This window comes from Caulobacter sp. FG7 (genome assembly GCF_057808875.1).
Genome location: NZ_JBMDIW010000052.1, coordinates 1 through 17,094, shown reverse-complemented (window position 1 = coordinate 17,094; position 17,094 = coordinate 1). Strand labels below are relative to the sequence as shown.

The window sequence follows — 17,094 nt, the reverse complement described above, 5'->3', positions numbered from 1 at the left end:
GAAGGTCACAGGTTCAAATCCTGTCCCCGCACCCAAAATCTTCTACGTAAAGCCCCCAGCCCAAAGCTGGGGGTTTTCGTCGTTCCCGGCCCTGTTTTCCGCGCAGCGCGCCTGCTTCGGGTAGGGCGGTTGATTTCATATTTGACGATATAGTTCATATATGATGCCTTGTCGGCAGGCGCTCCGTCAGAGGGCGCCGCCGGGAGGAGATGCGTCATGACCAAGGATCCCACAGCACGCGCGGGCCTCGCGCCGCTGGTGCTGATCGTCGCGCTGTTCTTCCTGTGGGGCGTGGCCAACAACCTCAACGACGTGCTGATCCCGCACCTGAAGAAGGCCTTCTTCCTCACCGACCTGCAGTCGGGCCTGGTGCAGTCGGCCTTCTATCTCGGCTACTTCTTCCTGGCCCTGCCGGCGGGCCTCCTGATGCGCCGCTACGGCTACAAGGCCGCGGTGATCGTGGGCCTGGTGCTGTTCGGGGCGGGGGCCCTGCTGTTCTGGCCGGCGGCCGAGCTGCGCCGCTACGAGCTGTTCCTGAGCGCGCTCTTCGTCATCGCCTCGGGCCTGGCGTTCCTGGAGACCTCGGCCAATCCGCTGATCACCGTGCTGGGCGACCCGGCCAAGGCCGAGCAGCGTCTGAACCTGGCCCAGGCGTTCAATCCGCTGGGCGCGATCACCGCCGTGGTGGTCGGCCGCCAGTTCATCCTGTCGGGCGTGGAGCCGACGAAAGCCCAGTTCGCGGCCATGACCCCGGAGCAGCTGTCGGCCTTCCAGGCCGCCGAGGCCCAGTCGACCCAGGTTCCGTACCTTGTCATCGCCGCCGTGGTGCTGACCTGGGCGCTGCTGGTGGCCTTCACGCGGTTTCCCGGGGAGGCCAGCCGCCCGAGCGCAGACGCGCCGGAAGACAAGGCCGACAAGCCGATCCTTGGCCTGTTCTCGCGCCCGCGCTTCCTGTTCGGGGTGGCGGCGCAGTTCTTCTATGTCGGCGCCCAGGTGGGCGTGTGGAGCTACATGATCCGCTACGGCCAGGCCCAGGTTCCGGGCATGGGCGAGAAGACGGCAGCGGCCTATCTTTCCTGGTCGCTGGTGGGCTTCATGGCCGGGCGGTTCGCCGGAACGGCCTTGATGGGCCGGGTCGATCCCTCGCGGCTGATGGCGCTGTTCGCCGCCGCCAACGTGGTCCTGACCCTGGTCGCCGTGGCCGTGGGCGGCCACACCGGCCTGCTGGCCCTGGCGGCCACCAGCTTCTTCATGTCGATCATGTTCCCGACCATCTTCGCCAGCTCGCTGAAGGGCCTGGGGCCGCTGACCAAGACCGGCTCGTCGTTCCTGGTGATGAGCATCATCGGCGGAGCGGTGCTGACGGCGGCGATGGGCGCGCTGTCGGACGCCAGCTCGATCCGCACGGCGATCCTCGTGCCCTGCGCCTGCTTCGCCGTGGTCGGGCTGTTCGCGATCACCGCCCGCCGGCGCGAGGTGAGCGCCCACGACGCCGTTCTGGTCGGAGGGCACTGACGATGATGGACGTTCTGGTCTGCGCCGCGCCCGGCGAGCTGGTGCTCGAGCGGAGGCCGACGCCGACGCCTGGCCCGGACGAGGTGCTGCTGCGCGTGCGCAGGGTGGGGGTGTGCGGCACCGACATGCACATCTATCGCGGCACCCAGCCCTATCTGTCCTATCCCCGGGTGATGGGCCACGAACTGTCGGGGGAGGTGGTCATTGCGCCGGCGGGGAGCGACCTGACGCCCGGCGACCACGTCTATGTCATGCCCTACCTGTCGTGCGGGTCGTGCCCGGCCTGCGCCAAGGGCAAGACCAACTGCTGCATGAACATCCGGGTGCTGGGCGTGCACGTGGACGGGGGTCTCGCCGAGTACCTGGCCGTGCCGCAGGGCTTCGTGCGCAAGGTCGAGGGCGTGGGCCTGGACGAGGCGGCCATGGTCGAGTTCCTGGCCATCGGCGCCCACGCCGTGCGCCGGGCGCGGATCGAGCCGGGGCAGAGCGCCCTGGTCGTGGGCGCGGGGCCGATCGGCATCGCCGCCGCGCTGTTCGCCCGGCTGGCCGGGGCGCGGGTGACGGTGCTCGACGGCCGCGAGGACCGGCTGGCCTTCTGCGCCGAGCACCTGGGCGTCGAGCGGACGGTGGCGCTGGGCGAGCGCATGGGCGAGACGCTGTCGGCGCTGACGGACGGCGCGTTCTTCGACGTGGTGTTCGACGCCACCGGCAATCCGGCCGCCATGGAGCAGGGCTTTGCCTATGTCGGCCACGGCGGCAGCTATGTGCTGATCTCGGTCGTGGCGGCGGACATCACCTTCTCCGATCCGGAGTTCCACAAGCGCGAGATGTCGCTGCTGGGCAGCCGCAACGCCACGATCGAGGACTTCGACCACGTGCTGGCGGCGATCCGGGCGGGGCATGTGCCGACGGGGGCGCTGAACAGCCACAAGGCCGACCTGCGTGACTTGGCGCAGGCGCTGCCGGGCTGGATGGAGCCGTCGGCGGGGGTGATCAAGGCCATCGTCGCGTGCTGATCGACGCCCACTGCCATGTGTGGCGGATCGGGCGCAACGACCATGAGTGGCCGACGCCGGACCTGCCGACGATCCATCGCGACTTTGGCCTGGACGACCTGAGCGCGGCGGGCGACCCCGATGGCGTCGTGCTGGTGCAGTCGCAGCCCAGCGAGCGTGACACGGCCTGGCTGCTGGCGCTTGCAGCGGCCGATCCGCTGGCGCTGGGCGTGGTCGGCTGGACGGACCTGGCCGCGCCCGACGCACCGGCGAAGATCATGGCCCTGGCGAGGGACCGGAAACTCAAAGGCCTGCGGCCGATGCTGCAGGACCTGGCGTCCGACTGGATCCTGGATCCGGCCCTGGAGCCGGCCATCGCGGCGATCATCGAGGCGGGGCTGGCCTTCGACGCGCTGGTCAGGCCGCGTCACCTGCCATTCCTGCTGACCTTCGTACGGCGCTGGCCGGACCTGCGGGTGGTGATCGACCATGGCGGCAAGCCGGCGATCGGGGAGGGGAGGCTTGAGCCCTGGCGGGACGACATCGCCGCCTTAGCGGCCGAGCCGGGCGTGCATTGCAAGCTGTCGGGCCTGCTGACTGAGGCCGGCGATACGCCCGCCGCAACGACCGTGGCGCCCTACGCCGCGCACCTGCTGGAGGTCTTCGGTCCTGAGCGCCTGATGTGGGGCAGCGACTGGCCGGTGCTGAACCTGGCGGGCGACTACGCGAACTGGCGGCGGATGTGCGAGGCCTGGGTCCCGCCGGCCGGCCGAGCGGCGCTATTTGGCGAGACGGCGCGACGATTCTATCGCTTATAGAAGCCATGTCCGACGCGCCCGCCAAGAAGCGAGAATATCGCGCTCCCGCCCTGGAAAAGGGTCTCGACGTGCTGGAGCTCTTGGCCGCGCACCGGGGCGGCCTGACCCTGGCGCAGATCTCGGCGGCGCTCGACCGCTCGTCCAGCGAGCTGTTCCGGATGGTCCAGGTGCTGGAGGCGCGGGGCTATGTCGGCCGCGCCGCGGACGAGGACGGCCTGGTGCTGACCAACAAGCTGTTCGCCCTGGGCATGACCCGCGCGCCGGCCAAGGACCTTCTGGAGGCGGCCCTGCCGGAGATGCGGGCCTCGTGCCAGGCCACCGGCCAGTCGTGCCACCTGGCCGTGGCCAGCGGCGACCAGATGGTGGTGGTGGCGCGCATCGAGGCGCCGGGCGACCAGGGCTATTCGGTGCGCGTGGGCTATCGCCGCAAGATCGTCGAGGCGACCTCGGGACTCGTTCTGTTCGCCTTCCAGCCCGAGCGGGTGCGCGAGCGCTGGGGCGCGCAGCTGCGCGAGGGCGCGAGCAAGGCGAACTGGGAAGCCTTCCTGGCCGCCGCCGCTCAGGCCCGCAAGGACCGCCACGTTCAGGCCGCCAGCTACGTGACCTCGGCGGTGATCGACCTGTCGGTGCCGGTGCACGGCGCCGACGGCGTGGTGGCGGCCCTGACCTGTCCGTATGTCGATACGCCCAGCGCGATCTCGATGCCCGACACCATCGCCAACCTGCAACGCCACGCCGCCGCCATCAGCGCCGAGATCGGCCCCACGGCGCGCAACGGGATCTAGGGCAGCCCCGCCAGGTCCCTATCCATGGCCGCGCCGTCGAAGGGCACGACGATGATCTTGCTGCCGTGGCCGTTGTTACCGGTCTGGTCGTCCTTGGGGGTGTCGACGACGGCGAAGGTCATGGCGACGACGTGGCCGTTCTCGATCACCACGCCGGGGCGCTCGAGCTTGTTCCAGTGGTTCTTCGTCCCGTCGGCGTAGCGGATGAAGTCGGCGCCGGGCTTGTAGGCCAGGCCCTGGACGCGCCAGCCGGTGATCCCGTCGCGCGAGACCAGGTGGTAGGCGCGGCGCTCGCGCCACTGGTTGACGACGATGTGGTAGAGGCCGCCGCTGAACCACAGCACCGGATCCTCGAAGGCGCGCATGTCGCGTTGGGGGACGCCGTCGAGGCCGCGATAGACGCTGTCGCCCATCACCGTGTAGGGGCCGAGGATCCCCGTCTTGCTGACGAGGATCTGGCCCGAGCGCGGCACGATCTGGTAGGCGCCGTCGGGGCGCAGCAGGACGCTGAAATTGGCCGGCTTGGCGGGCGTCGCCGTCGGCGTATCGCGGAGGGCTGTGTCGCCCGGCGTCTTGACCAGCTGGAAGCGGCTCTGGTCGAGGCTGATGGTTCCCAGCTGCGTCCAGGGGCCGTCGATCTTGTCGGATACGAAGACGTCGCCGCCGCGCGTCTCGCTGACCACGACGGCGTAGCGGCCGTCGTGCATCTTCAGGGCCGTGACGTTGTGGCCAAGGCCGCCCTGGTTGTCGGGCCAGGTCAGGCCCCGGTCGCGATAGGGACCAAACAGGCTGTCGCTGATCGCGCTGACCCCCAGGGACTGGCCCCAGGCCTTGTGGCCCAGCGCCTGGTCCCAGCGGCTGGCGAACATGCGGTACTTGCCGTCGGGGCCTTTCAGGATCTGGCCGTCCCAGTAGTTCCACCGGGCCATCGAGAGGTCTTCGAGGCCGTTGCGGGGATCGCGCGGGCCGACCTGCGCGGCGCCCCAGGCGGTCGTCGACAGCCTGGCGCGCGGCATGGGCTTGAAGTAGTCGATGAAGGGCTTGGGGCCGAGCGTTGGGACGACTTCTGCGGCAGCCGGGGCGGCCGGGATCTGCGCGGCCGCAACGGCGGGCAGGGCGGCAGGAGCCAGGAACAGCGCCGCGGCCAGGGCGAGCATGCTTGAACGCGACGACATCGGAAAACTCCGCTTGAGCACTTGGCGCATCATGCCCGCTTCAGCACGCCGTCGCGGGCGGCCAGCCGCACGCGCTGGCCTTTCTTGAGGTCGAGGTCCAGCGTCGAGCCGGCCAGGACCACGGTGTGCCTGCCGGCTTCCTTGGCCGTCAGAACCGCTTCGGTCAGCTTGCCGCCGCTCCAGCGCACGTCGACGCCGACCGCGCCGCGGGCGCGCAGGCCGGTCATCTGGCCGGTGGGCCAGGACTTGGGCAGGGCGGGCAGCAGATAGATGCGGTCGTTGCGGCTCTGCAGGACCAGCTCGGTCATGCCGGAGGTCCCGCCGAAATTGCCGTCGATCTGGAACGGCGGGTGGGCGTCGAACATGTTGGGATAGGTGCGTTCCGGACCCAGCAGCAGCTTGAGGATGCTGTGGGCGCGGTCGCCGTCGCCCAGGCGGGCCCAGAGGTTCAGGCGCCAGGCGATGGCCCAGCCGGTCGAGAGGTCGCCACGCGTGACCAGCGAAGTCCTGGCCGCCTTGGCGAGGTCGGGCGTCGTGTCGACCGAGATCTGGTCGGACGGGAACAGGCCGTAGAGGTGCGAGACGTGGCGGTGATGGATGTCGTTGGCGTCGGCGTCCCAGTCTTCCTGCCATTCCTGCAGCTGGCCGTCCTTGCCGATCTTGTAGGGGGCGAGCTTGTCGCGGGCGGCCTTCACCTCGGCGACGAAGGCGGCGTCAGGACCCAGAATGGCCTCGGCCTTCAGGCAGTTGTCGAACAGGTCGCGGATGATCGCCTGGTCCATGGTGGGCCCCGCGACCAGGGACGAGCCGTGGCCGTGGTTGTTCTCGGGCGAGATCGACGGGTTGGTGACCAGCACGCCGAACTTCGGGTCGACCACCAGGGTGTCGAGGAAGAACCGGGCCGAGCCCTTCATCAGCGGATAGACGCGGGCCAGATAGGCCTTGTCGCGGCCGTAGTCGTAGTGGTCCCAGACGTGCTTGCACAGCCAGGCGCCGCCGGTGGGCCAGACGCCGAACTTGGCGCCGTCGATCGGGCCGGTCGCGCGCCAGAGGTCGGTATTGTGGTGGGTGACCCAGCCGCGCGCGCCGTACATGGCCCTGGCCATGCGTTCGCCGGTCTGGGCGATATCGGCGACCAGCGCGATCAGCGGCTCGACCAGTTCGGGCAGGTCGGTCGGCTCGGCCGGCCAGTAGTTCATCTCGGTGTTGATGTTGATCGTATACTTGCCGCCCCAGGGAGCGAAGGTCTTGTCGTTCCAGATGCCTTGCAGGTTGGCCGGCTGGCTGCCCGGACGCGAGCAGGCGATCAGCAGGTAGCGGCCGTACTGGAAATACAGCGCCTCCAGCGACGGATCGTCGGTGGTCGGCGACTGCCTGATGCGCTCGTCGGTGGGCAGGAGGTCGGCGCGGGTGCGGCCGAAGTCGACGCTGAAGCGGCGGAAGAGGGCGCGGTGATCGGCCTGGTGCTCGGCCAGGATCTTCGCCCAGGGCTTTCCGGCCAGCTTGGCCAGCGTGGCCTTGTTCAGCGCGACCGGGTCGCCTGAAACGTCGTCGTAGCGGCGGTAGCTGGTGGCGGCGGCGATCAGCAGCAGCACCTCGTCGGCGCCCTTCACCGACAGCTTGCCGTCGGCGCCCGAGACCCGGCCGCCCTTGGCGCGGACCTCGACCCGCGTCTCGAAGGTCAGGCGGGCGTCGATGCCTTGCGAAGCCTCGTTCTTGCCGGCCAGGACCAGGTGCGCGCCCTCGACCGACGAGACGGGCTTGGATTTGAGCGGCGAGCTGAACGACAGGTCGACATCGATCGCGCCCTTGCGGCTGGCGGTCAGGCGCACGGCGATGACGCCGTCGGGATGGCTGGCGACCACCTCGCGCAGATGGCCGACGCCGCCGGCGGTGAAGCGGGTAGTGGTGATCGCGCCGTCGAGATCGAGGTCGCGGACATAGGCTTCGACGGCGTCGGGCAGGCCCGGGAAGTCGAGCTTCAGGTCGCCGATGGTCTGGTAGGACATCTGGCGCTTGGGCAGGGCCATGAACTTGGCGTCGGCCAGGTCGGTGGCCTTGGCGTATTCGCCGGCGTCTATCAGGCGGCGGATCTCGGGCAGGGCGCCCTTGGCCTCGGGATTGATCGGCTCATAGGGGCCGCCCGCCCACAGGGTGTCCTCGTTCAGCTGCAGGCGCTCGGCCGCGACCCCGCCGAACACCATGGCGCCCAGCTTGCCCGAGCCGACGGGCAGGGCCTCGACCCACTCCTTGGCCGGCTGGCGGTACCACAGGCGAGGCGCGGAGGTCTTGGCCGGGGCGGCGCGCGCGGGCGATGCGGCGACCAGGGAGACGCCGGCGGTCGCGGCCAGGGCGGTTCTGCGGGTCACATTCATCTTGTCGCCGTGCCTCGTTCTGAAAGCGAAAACAATCGTGGTGTCGGGAAGAGCGGCCGGAAGGTCAGGGCTGCTCGGAAAGGGCGAAGATCCGGCGCATGTCGCGCCACTTCTCGTCGGACGCCGAGCCGGGCAGGGGCTTCTGGAAGGCCGACATCAGCCGCTCCCAGGCCCGCACGTCTCGCGAGTCCATGTCGGCGGCGGCCTTGGCCTGCGGCGAGAAGTCGGGTCCCGCCTCGATGAGCATGAACAGCCGGTCCTGGACGCGCCAGATCTCCATCTCGAGGATGCCGGCCGCGCGGATCGACGCGACCACGGGTTCGGGAACCGCGCCGGGGCGGTGCCAGGCCTCGTAGCGGGCGATCAGGTCGGCGTCGTCCTTGAGGTCGAGGGCGAGGCACAGGCGCACGTCAGTTGATCCAGCCGCCGTCGATGATGTGGATCTGGCCCGTGGTGAAGGCCGACTCGTCGCTGGCCAGATAGAGCGCCAGCTGGGCCAGCTCTTCCGGCCTGCCCAGGCGCCCCATCGGCTGGCGGGCGGTGAAGGCCTTGTGGGCGGCCTCGTAGTCGCCGGTGTCGGCCAGGCGCTGGTTCAGCGACGGGGTGTCGACGGTGCCGGGGCAGATGGCGTTGCAACGTATGCCCTGGCCCACGAAGTCGGCGGCCACGGCCTTGGTCAGGCCGATGACGGCGGCCTTGGTGGCCCCGTAGGCGAAGCGGCCCGGCACGCCTTTGATCGAGCTGGCCACCGAGGCCATGTTGACGATCGAGCCGCCGCCGGCCGCCAGCATGGCCGGTAGGAAGGCGCGGATGGCCCGGTACTGGGCCGTGACGTTGAGGTCGTTGGAGAACCCCCAGGCCTCTTCGTCGCAGTCGAGGATCGTGCCCGAATGGACATAGCCGGCGCAGTTGAACAACACGTCGATCGCACCGAGCTCGGCCGCCAGGGCGGTGATGGCGCCGGGGTCGCGCACGTCGAGGCGGCGGCCCTCGCAGCCCTCGACGCCGGCCAGCAGGTCGGCGTTCAGATCGGTGGCGATGACCCGCGCGCCTTCGCGGGCGAAGAGTTCGGCGCTGGCCTTGCCGATGCCCTGGGCGGCGGCCGTGACCAGGGCGGTCTTGCCTGAAAGTCTTCCCATCGGTGTCGCCCCTTAACTTACGCGCCGCAGCGGCAGGCAGGCCGGACCGATCGGGTCGAAGGCCTTGTAGGTGAGTATGAATTCCTGATGGCCGAGCGCTTCGGACACCGTCCGTGCGCCACCGGCGACGGCCAGCACCAGGTCGAAGATCTCGTCGCCCACCTCGTCCAGAGTGCCGCGGCCTTCCATGATCCGGCCGGCGTCGACGTCCATGTCGCCGGAGAGCTTGCGGTAGGTCTCGGGATTGGCGCAGACCTTGATGACCGGCGAGATCGCCGAGCCGACCACCGAGCCGCGGCCGGTGGTGAAGAGCGTCAGGTGCGCCCCGCAGGCGATCAGTTCGACGATCTCGGCGTTGTCGGAGATGTTGGGGAAGCCGAACCGCACCTCGCCGTCGGGCACCACGTCCAGCAGGTAGAGGCCGCCGCTGACCGGCTGGTCGCCGGGCTTGAGGATGCCGACGATCGGGGCCGAGCCGGACTTGGAATAGGCCCCCATCGACTTTTCTTCCTGGGTGGTCAGCCCGCCCTCGGCGTTGCCGGGCGCGAAGCTGCCGTAGCCCATGACGGTGTAGTAGGCCTCGGCCTTGCGGACGCTGGCCTCCAGCGCGATCCCGAGTTCCGGCGTGATCGCGCGATCGGCCATGATCTTCTCGCAGCCGACCAGTTCGCCCGTCTCTTCGAAGACGCAGGCCGCGCCGGCCGCGCCCAGGCGGTCGAAGGCTCGGCCGACCGCGGGATTGGCGGTGATGCCGCTGGTGCCGTCCGAGCCGCCGCAGATGGTGCCGATCACCAGTTCGGAGACGTCCAGGGCGACCCGCGGCGTCTGGTCGGCGGCGGCCTTCAGGCGGGTCACGGCCTCGACGCCCCTGCGGACGGTTTCGGCGGTGCCGCCGCTTTCCTGGATGACCAGCACCTCGACCGGGCGGCCGCTGGCGGCGATCGCGGCGCGCAAGGCCTCGCGGTTGAAGCTCTCGCAGCCCAGCGAGATCAGCAGCACCCCGCCGACATTGGGATGCGCGCCGATCGCCTGCATGACCTTCAGGGCATAGGCGTTGGGATAGCAGCCGGGGAAGCCGATCAGGTGGACGTCGGGATCGTCGCTCCTGGTGACGATGGTGCGGGCCACGTGGTGGGCGCACTCGACGAGATAGGCCACCGCCACGACGTTGCGGATGCCCTTGCGGCCGTCGGTGCGCAGGTAGCCGGTGAGCGCGCTCATGACGGCTCCTCGCCCGTGGCCTTGCGGGTGTGGCTGGCGATGTAGTCGCTCTTCATGTTGTGCATGTGGACGTGGGCGCCGGCTGCGGCGGCAGCGGTCATCGAGCCGATCGGCGCGCCGTACTTCAGCACCTTGTCGCCGACGGAGAGGGCATGGCGGGCGATCTTGTGGCCGACGGCGACGTCCTGCGGCGCGGCCAGCATCGCGCCGTCGATCTCGATCGCCTGGCCGGCCTGGATCGCGGCGGCCAGCACGAGGACGTTGTCGTCCGGATGCAGCAGGATCGGCTTCACGCGGCGGCTCGCGCCGCGGGCGTCGGCGCGCCTGGATGCAGCAGGCCCTCGGCGCGCAGGTCGCTCCAGAGGGCGGCGGGAAGCGGGGTCTCCATCCAGGCGACGGCGTCGGCGACCTGGGCCGGGCTGGCCATGCCGGGGATGACGCTGGCCACTGCCGGGTGGGCGAGGGGGAACTGCAGGGCGGCCGCCGCCAGCGGGACGGCGTGGGCGGAGCAGACCCGGCGCAGGCGCTCGACCCGCGCGACGATCGCGGCTTTGGCCGGCGCGTAATTGTAGTGGATGGGTCCGCCATCGGCGCGTTCGACCAGGGCGCCGGAATTGAACGGGCCGCCGACGACGATCCTCACGCCCCGCCGTTCGCAGCGCGGCATGAAGCCGTCCAGGGCGGTCTGTTCCAGCAGGGTGTAGCGACCGGCCAGCAGGAAGACGTCGAGGTCGGCGTGGTCCAGCGCCTCGTCGCAGACCGCCTGTTCGTTGACGCCCAGGCCGATGGCGTCGACTGCGCCCGCGTCCTTCAGTTCGCGCATGGCGCGGCAGCCGCCATCCAGGAAGGCGCGCATGTGGCCGGGGTGATCTTCGCCGTGGGTGTCGCGGCCCAGGTCGTGGGCCAGCAGGATGTCGACACGGTCGCGGCGCAGCCGTTGGAGGCTGGCCTCGAACGAGCGCATGACGCCGTCGTAGGTGTAGTCGAACACCGGCTCGAACGGGGCGGCGTCGACGAAGCCGTGGCGTTCGCGGGCCGGCGAGGCGATCGGCTCCAGCACGCGGCCGACCTTGGTGGAGATCATTACGTCGCGGCCGGCCAGCGCCTGGCCGTGGCGGGTCTCGCTGAGGCCGAAGCCGTAGTGCGGGGCGGTGTCGAAATAGCGGAGGCCGGCGGCCAGGGCCGCATCGATCACCGTCCGGGCCTTGGTGTCCGAGACGGCGGCATAGAGGTTGCCCACGGCCGCGCCGCCGAAGCCCAGTCGCGGCAGTCGCGCCAGGGCCTGCGATCGCTCTTGGGCGACATCCATTCGCGCTTCCATCCCGTTTATTTATAAAATCGATGTTGCTGGTAAAATTCCACCGGTCGCGCAGCGAGTCAATCGGCCAAGCATCAAGCGCAGCCGTCCGGACAAAGAAAAGGGCCCGCCGTGAAGCGGGCCCAGTCAGGGGAAGCAGGAGTAATCTCTAATCGTCATCCCGGCCGATGGTCCGCGCAGCGGGCCGCAGAGCCGGGATCCAGGGCCGCCGCAGTGTGTTGGCGAGCGACGGAAGCGATGGAAGCCGCCGCCGAGCCCAGTCCCCTGGGTCCCGGCTCTACGCTTCGCTTCGGCCGGGATGACGGGCGATTTGGTGTCTTGGTTCTTGTATCGTCGACCGACCTAGCGGCGCACGCGCAGGGTCACGCCGAAGGTGCGCGGATCGCCCAGCGTGCCGGTGATGGCGCCGGTGTTTCCCGCGCCCAGCGACAGGTAGTAGAGCTTGTCGAAGACGTTGCGGCCCCAGACCTGCAGGTCCCAGCTGCCGTCCTCGGCGCCGACGCCGGCCCGCAGGTTCAGCAGGGTGTAGCCCTTGATCTTCGAGTATTCCGAGTTCGAGGCGCTGGTGTAGTAGGACGACTTGTAGCTGGCGTCGTAGCCGGCATAGGCCGTCAGGCCGTCGCCGCGCCAGGTTCCGGCCGCCCTGCGGTACTCACCGCCGGTCGAGGCGGCCCACAGCGACGCGCCAGGCAGGCGGCGGCCGGTGAGGTTGCAGTAGGTCGCCAGCTGGATCTCGATCGGGCAGGCGGCCTGTTCGTAGCTGGTGTAGCTGGCGTCGTTGTAGGTGGTGGAGCCGTAGAGGGTCAGGCCCTCGATCGGCGCGGCCCGCAGGTCCAGTTCGACGCCGCGGCTGCGCACGCTGCCAGCGTTGGTCAGATAGCTGGCGTTGTTGATCAGGTTGACCGCCGTGGTCTGGTAGCCGTCGTCCTTCGTCCAGAACAGGGCGAGGTTGGCGGTCAGGCGGCGGTCGAACCAGGTGCTCTTCAGCCCGGCCTCATAGGCGTCGATGGTTTCCGGGGCGATGACCGGATCGACGGCGTTGGCGCCGGAGGTGTTGATGTTCGACAGGTTCAGGCCGCCGGCCTTGTAGCCCCGGGCGTAGGTCGCATAGACCAGCGGCCCGCCGTCGAAGGTATAGGCCAGGGTGACGTTGCCGGTCAGGCTGTCGCCAGAGGTCTTGGACGAGAAGCTGTTGGCCGCGCCGAAGCGGGCGCGCAGCGTGCGGGCCGTGGCCTGGTCTGCGGTGCTGAGGCCCGACAGGTCCGCGCCCCAGGCCGTCTGGTCGAACCAGCCGGTCATCTTCTCGTAGGTGTAGCGCAGGCCGCCGGTGATATCGAAGCGGTCGGTGACGTGCCAGGTGCCTTGCGCGAAGGCCGCCGCGCTGGTCGTCTCGGGGCTGGAGTGGCTGACGATCGAGTAGTTGTTCAGCGCCGCCGCCCGCACCGTGGCCGAGGCCGCCGCCGGGGCCAGCAGCCAGTCGGCCGCCGCCGGGCCGTAGTAGTTGACCGCCTCGGCCTCGAGGTCCTGCCAGAAGTAGTAGAGGCCGGCGACGTAATCGAGCTTGCGGTCGCCTTCGGAGCGGATGCGCAGTTCCTGGCTGAACTGCTGCTGGTCGTTGTCCTGGTGGGCGTCGATGATCGCCGAGACGGTCGTGCCGTCGGCGTCGTTGTGCGGCCGCCAGTGCCAGCCGCGCCAGGCGGTGACCGAGGTGATCGTCGCGTCGGCCAGCCTGTAGTCGACGATGGCCGAGACCCCGCCGTGGGTCTCGAAATAGCTGTTCTTGGTGTTGACCGAGACGCGGCGCGCCTCCGGATCGATCGGCGGCGGCGTGAAGCCGATGCGCGCGGCGCGGGCCAGATAGCCGTTCGGATAGGCCGCGCCGCTGTCGGCGTAGTTGGTGAAGAGGCCGGTCAGCACGCTGGCGGCGGTGTTGGAATACTGCTGGCCGTAGTCGCCCGAGAGCTTGATCGAGAGCTTCTCGTTCGGCGTCAGCAGGAACTGAACCCGGCCGCCGAAGTCGTGATAATCCTGGGTTTTCGACCCGTCGTAGACGTTGGTCATGTAGCCGCCGCGCTGGGTGTTGGCCAGCGAGACGCGGTAGGCCAGCTTGTCCTCGACGATCGGGCCCGAGGCGATCAGGTGGGCCTGGAAGTAGTCGTAGTTGCCGCCGGTGACGTCGGCGGCGAACTCCGGCGTGAACTTCGGCTCCTTGGTGGCGATGACGAGGGCGCCGGCCGAGGTGTTCTTGCCGAACAGCGTGCCCTGCGGGCCGCGCAGCACCTGCACGGAATCGAGGTCGGCCAGATCGAACACCGCCTGGCCCGGACGGCCGAGATACACCTGGTCGAGATAGACGCCGACGGCCGATTGCAGGCCGTCGTTGTAGACCGAGACGTTGTTGCCCAGGCCCCGGATGTTGATGCTGGTGTTGCGCGGGTTGGTGACGCTGACCGAGAGGCTGGGCGACAGGGTCTGCAGGTCGCGGACGTTGAAGGCGCGGGCCGCTTCCAGCTGGGCGCCGCCGAAGGCCGAGACGGCCACGGGCACGGTCTGGGCGTCTTCGTCGCGGCGGCGGGCGGTGACGACCACGGCCTCCAGGCCCACGGCGTCGTCCGAGGCGGTGGTCGGCTCGGGGCTCGCGGGCGTCTCGGCGGCGAAGGCGGGCGCGGCGCCGGCCATCAGGGCGACGCACGAGGCGGCCAAGGCCAGGCGGCGCAGCGTCGCGCCGTGGTTGTGGTCGTGGCGAGTATTCGCCTGGTGAATAGAAACGAGTACGCCCGACATCGCGAGGAGCCCCCATAAACGGCAAGAACAACCGCAGAAAAACGACGTTTAGTGGCGCGTCGGCGGGCCCTTCGCCGATGCGTCGTCGTTGCGGTGCGGAGGGAGCTTTAAATCCCAACTACTCCGATCGGCATTGCAGAAATTCTCAACAGGGTGTTTCGAAATTGTCGTAAGAGCGCTCGGAGCCGGAGGCCTTAGGGGGAAGGGAGAACACGAGGGAAAGCGTCATGAAGACCCATCACACGACCCTGCGCGGACGGCTTCTGGCCGGCGCCCTGATCGCCGCGACCAGCCTCGCGGGCGGCCTCGCCAGCGCCGCGGAACCTACGGTTCCAGCCGCGACCCGCGCGGTCGAGAAGCGTCCGAACTTCTTGATCATCGTCGCCGATGACTTGGGCTATTCTGATCTCGGAGCCTTCGGCGGCGAGATCGAGACGCCCAACCTCGACGCCCTGGCCAAGGCCGGCGTGCGGCTGTCGGGTTTCCACACCGCCCCGACCTGCTCGCCGACCCGCTCGATGCTGATGACCGGGGCCGACAACCACCAGGTGGGCCTGGGCTCGATGGCCGAGGTGCTGACGCCGGGCCAGAAGGGCAGACCCGGTTACGAGGGCTATCTCAACGAGCGCTCGGTGACCGTCGCCGAGCTGCTGCGCGACGGCGGCTATCGCACCCTGATGGCCGGCAAGTGGCACCTTGGCCTGGCCGACGACCAGTCGCCGACGGCGCGCGGCTTCGAGCGCTCCTACGCCCTGCTGCAGGGCCTGCAGAACCACTTCGGCGAGGACCAGACCGAGGCCTACAAGGCCGCCGGCGTCGCCTCGACCTTCCGCGAGGACGGCAAGGTCGTGACCTATCCCAAGGGCGTCTACTCGGCCGACTTCTACGGCGACAAGATGGCCCAGTTCATCCGCGAGGGCGCGGGCGACGCCCGCCCGTTCTTCGCCTACCTGACCTTCACCGAACCGCACTGGCCGCTGCAGGCCCCGCCCGAGACCATCGCCAAATACAAGGGCCGCTACGACGCCGGCTACGAGGCCCTGCGCGAGCAGCGGCTGGCCAAGCTCAAGGCGTTGGGCCTGGTCCCCAAGGACGTCAAGCCGCATCCGTTCGTCGACACGCCGGCCTGGAGCTCGCTGACGCCTGAGCAGAAGAAGGACCAGTCGCGCCGCATGGAGATCTATGCGGCCATGGTCGACCGCATGGACCAGAACATCGGCAAGGTGGTCGCCGCCCTGAAGGCCTCGGGCCAGTACGACAACACCGTCATCGTCTTCCTGTCGGACAATGGCGCCGAAGGCAGCCGCATTGACACCATCCGCGGCGTGCCCGATCCGGCCAAGCTGGCGACGCTGCCGGTCGACAACAGCTTCGACAACCTGGGCGCGGGCTCGTCGCACGTGGGCTACGGTCCCGGCTGGGCCCAGGCGGCCACGGCGCCGACCCGCCAGGTCAAGGGCTACACCACCGAGGGCGGCATCCATACGCCGGCCATCGTCGAGGGGCCGGGCGTCAAGGGCGACGGCCGCGTCGTCGACTCTCTGGCCCATGTGGCCGACGTCGAGGCCACGGTGCTGGAACTGGCCGGGGTGAAGCGGCCCGACACCTATCGCGGTCGCGCGGTGGCGCCGTCGATCGGCCGCTCGTGGGTTCCGGCCCTGGCCAGCGCCGACGCCGGCGTGCGTGGACCGCAGGACCTGGTGGCCTGGGAGCTGTTCTTCCGCCGCGCCGTGCGCCAGGGCGACTGGAAGGCGGTCTACCTGCCGTCGGCGCCGGGCGGGGCGGCCTATTCGCGCGAGGCGGTGCTGCCGGCCAACTGGCAGCTCTTCAACCTCAAGAGCGACCCGGCCGAGGCCGTCGACCTGGCGTCCAGCCAGCCTGACAAGCTGAAGGAACTGGTCGAGGCCTGGAACCGCTACGCCGCCCAGAACGGCGTGGTCCTGCCGCCGCCGCCCGCGGCGGGCAGTGCGGCGCCTGCCAAGGCCGGCGCGCGCTGATGCGGCGCGGCCTTCCTGGAGCAGCGGCGGTGGTCGCCCTGGTCGCGGGCCTTGCGGCTGGCGGCTTCACGACCGCCGATCCGGCCGGCGTCGAGGTCGCGGCGATCCGCGCCGCGCCTGCGGGCGCCTGCAAGACCCAGGAAGGCCGCGCCTTCATTCCGGCCGGCGAGGTGTCGCTGGGCGAGGACGGTCCCGGGCGGCCGGGCAGGGCGGTGAAGGTCGGGGCCTTCTGGCTGGATCGCCACGAGGTGACCAACCGCCAGTTCGCCGCCTTCGTCGACGCCACCGGCTACGTCACGCAAGGCGAACGCGACGGGGCCTCGGCGGTGTTCGTGCAGCCCGAGCACCTGTCGGGCATGGACGATGCGGGCCAGTGGTGGAAGCTGGTGCGCAAGGCCAGCTGGCGCCGGCCGCATGGCGGCGGGGCCGACGACCTGGCCCATGCCGACGAACCGGTGGTGCACGTGGCCTATGCGGATGCGGCCGCCTACGCCCGCTGGGCCGGCGGGCGGCTGCCGACGGAGGCCGAGTGGGAGCGGGCCGCGCGGGGCGACCAGTCCGGCCCGCGCGCGCCGCAGGCCTGGGCCTATGACGACGATGGCAAGCCCACGGCCAACACCTGGCAGGGCGAGTTTCCGCTGGCCCAGGCAGGCGAAGACCACTTCACGGGCCTGGCGCCGGTGGGCTGCTTCTCGCCCAACGCCTTCGGCCTGGTCGACATGATCGGCAACGTCTGGGAGTGGACGGCCAGCGCCGCCGGAACTTCGGGCGTTGAGCGCCTGATCAAGGGCGGCTCGTTCCTCTGCGCCTTCAACTACTGCGCCAACTTCCGCCCGGCCGCCTGGCAGGCGCAGGAGGAGGGGATCGGAACCTCGCACGTGGGGTTCCGGGTGGCCTATGAAAATCCCTCTCTCTGAGAGAGAGCGACTGTCTGGATGATCAAGCGGCGAGTAAGGCGCGGGCGTCTCGGGC

14 protein-coding genes are annotated in these 17,094 nt (G+C 69.8%); 6 read left to right on the top strand and 8 right to left on the bottom strand.

Going from position 1 to position 17,094, the window contains the following annotated elements; translation table 11 throughout:
- Positions 1–216 precede the first annotated feature (216 nt).
- The 4 genes from fucP to ACODR1_RS24315 are packed head-to-tail and all read left to right on the top strand — an operon-like array spanning position 217 to position 4,113.
- Positions 217–1,515, top strand: coding sequence for an L-fucose:H+ symporter permease (fucP, locus tag ACODR1_RS24330; protein ID WP_488882744.1), 1,299 nt, complete (start codon positions 217–219; stop codon positions 1,513–1,515).
- Between the two features lie 2 nt (positions 1,516–1,517).
- Positions 1,518–2,531, top strand: a complete 1,014-nt coding sequence (locus ACODR1_RS24325) for a zinc-binding alcohol dehydrogenase family protein (protein ID WP_488882743.1) — start codon at positions 1,518–1,520, stop codon at positions 2,529–2,531.
- Positions 2,525–3,328 carry an amidohydrolase family protein gene (locus tag ACODR1_RS24320; RefSeq protein WP_488882742.1) on the top strand — a complete coding sequence of 268 codons (804 nt, stop codon included), beginning with the start codon at positions 2,525–2,527 and terminating at the stop codon, positions 3,326–3,328. The genes ACODR1_RS24325 and ACODR1_RS24320 overlap by 7 nt, the downstream gene beginning before the upstream one ends.
- A gap of 5 nt (positions 3,329–3,333) precedes the next feature.
- The gene (locus ACODR1_RS24315) at positions 3,334–4,113 is read left to right on the top strand and encodes an IclR family transcriptional regulator (RefSeq protein ID WP_488882741.1); all 780 of its coding nucleotides are present in this window, start codon (positions 3,334–3,336) and stop codon (positions 4,111–4,113) included.
- Here the strand turns inward: ACODR1_RS24315 and ACODR1_RS24310 are convergent.
- From ACODR1_RS24310 to ACODR1_RS24275, 8 genes are all read right to left on the bottom strand, one after another.
- A complete protein-coding gene (locus ACODR1_RS24310) occupies positions 4,110–5,288 on the bottom strand; it encodes a glycoside hydrolase family protein (protein WP_488882740.1) in 1,179 nt (392 codons plus the stop codon). The genes ACODR1_RS24315 and ACODR1_RS24310 overlap by 4 nt on opposite strands.
- A gap of 29 nt (positions 5,289–5,317) precedes the next feature.
- Entirely contained in the window at positions 5,318–7,663 is a 2,346-nt protein-coding gene (locus ACODR1_RS24305) for a glycoside hydrolase family 95 protein (RefSeq protein WP_488882739.1), read from the bottom strand.
- 64 nt (positions 7,664–7,727) lie between these two features.
- Positions 7,728–8,072: an L-rhamnose mutarotase gene (locus ACODR1_RS24300; protein WP_488882738.1), complete on the bottom strand. Its 345-nt coding sequence runs from the start codon at positions 8,070–8,072 to the stop codon at positions 7,728–7,730.
- 1 nt (position 8,073) lies between these two features.
- Positions 8,074–8,802, bottom strand: coding sequence for an SDR family oxidoreductase (locus ACODR1_RS24295; protein ID WP_488882737.1), 729 nt, complete (start codon positions 8,800–8,802; stop codon positions 8,074–8,076).
- Positions 8,803–8,814: 12 nt separating this feature from the next.
- Positions 8,815–10,023 (bottom strand): UxaA family hydrolase, encoded by a 1,209-nt coding sequence (locus ACODR1_RS24290; RefSeq protein WP_488882736.1) that lies wholly within the window; start codon positions 10,021–10,023, stop codon positions 8,815–8,817.
- Positions 10,020–10,316 carry a UxaA family hydrolase gene (locus ACODR1_RS24285; RefSeq protein ID WP_488882735.1) on the bottom strand — a complete coding sequence of 99 codons (297 nt, stop codon included), beginning with the start codon at positions 10,314–10,316 and terminating at the stop codon, positions 10,020–10,022. The genes ACODR1_RS24290 and ACODR1_RS24285 overlap by 4 nt, the downstream gene beginning before the upstream one ends.
- Positions 10,313–11,332, bottom strand: a complete 1,020-nt coding sequence (locus ACODR1_RS24280; protein WP_488882734.1) for an aldo/keto reductase — start codon at positions 11,330–11,332, stop codon at positions 10,313–10,315. Before ACODR1_RS24280 ends, ACODR1_RS24285 begins: the two co-directional genes overlap by 4 nt.
- A gap of 351 nt (positions 11,333–11,683) precedes the next feature.
- The gene (locus tag ACODR1_RS24275; protein ID WP_488882733.1) at positions 11,684–14,125 is read right to left on the bottom strand and encodes a TonB-dependent receptor; all 2,442 of its coding nucleotides are present in this window, start codon (positions 14,123–14,125) and stop codon (positions 11,684–11,686) included.
- 227 nt (positions 14,126–14,352) lie between these two features.
- Here ACODR1_RS24275 and ACODR1_RS24270 point away from each other — a divergent pair, with 227 nt between their 5' ends.
- Both ACODR1_RS24270 and ACODR1_RS24265 read left to right on the top strand, forming a co-directional pair.
- Positions 14,353–16,122 carry an arylsulfatase gene (locus tag ACODR1_RS24270; RefSeq protein WP_488882732.1) on the top strand — a complete coding sequence of 590 codons (1,770 nt, stop codon included), beginning with the start codon at positions 14,353–14,355 and terminating at the stop codon, positions 16,120–16,122.
- Positions 16,122–17,039, top strand: a complete 918-nt coding sequence (locus tag ACODR1_RS24265) for an SUMF1/EgtB/PvdO family nonheme iron enzyme (protein WP_488882731.1) — start codon at positions 16,122–16,124, stop codon at positions 17,037–17,039. Before ACODR1_RS24270 ends, ACODR1_RS24265 begins: the two co-directional genes overlap by 1 nt.
- Positions 17,040–17,094: the final 55 nt, after the last annotated feature.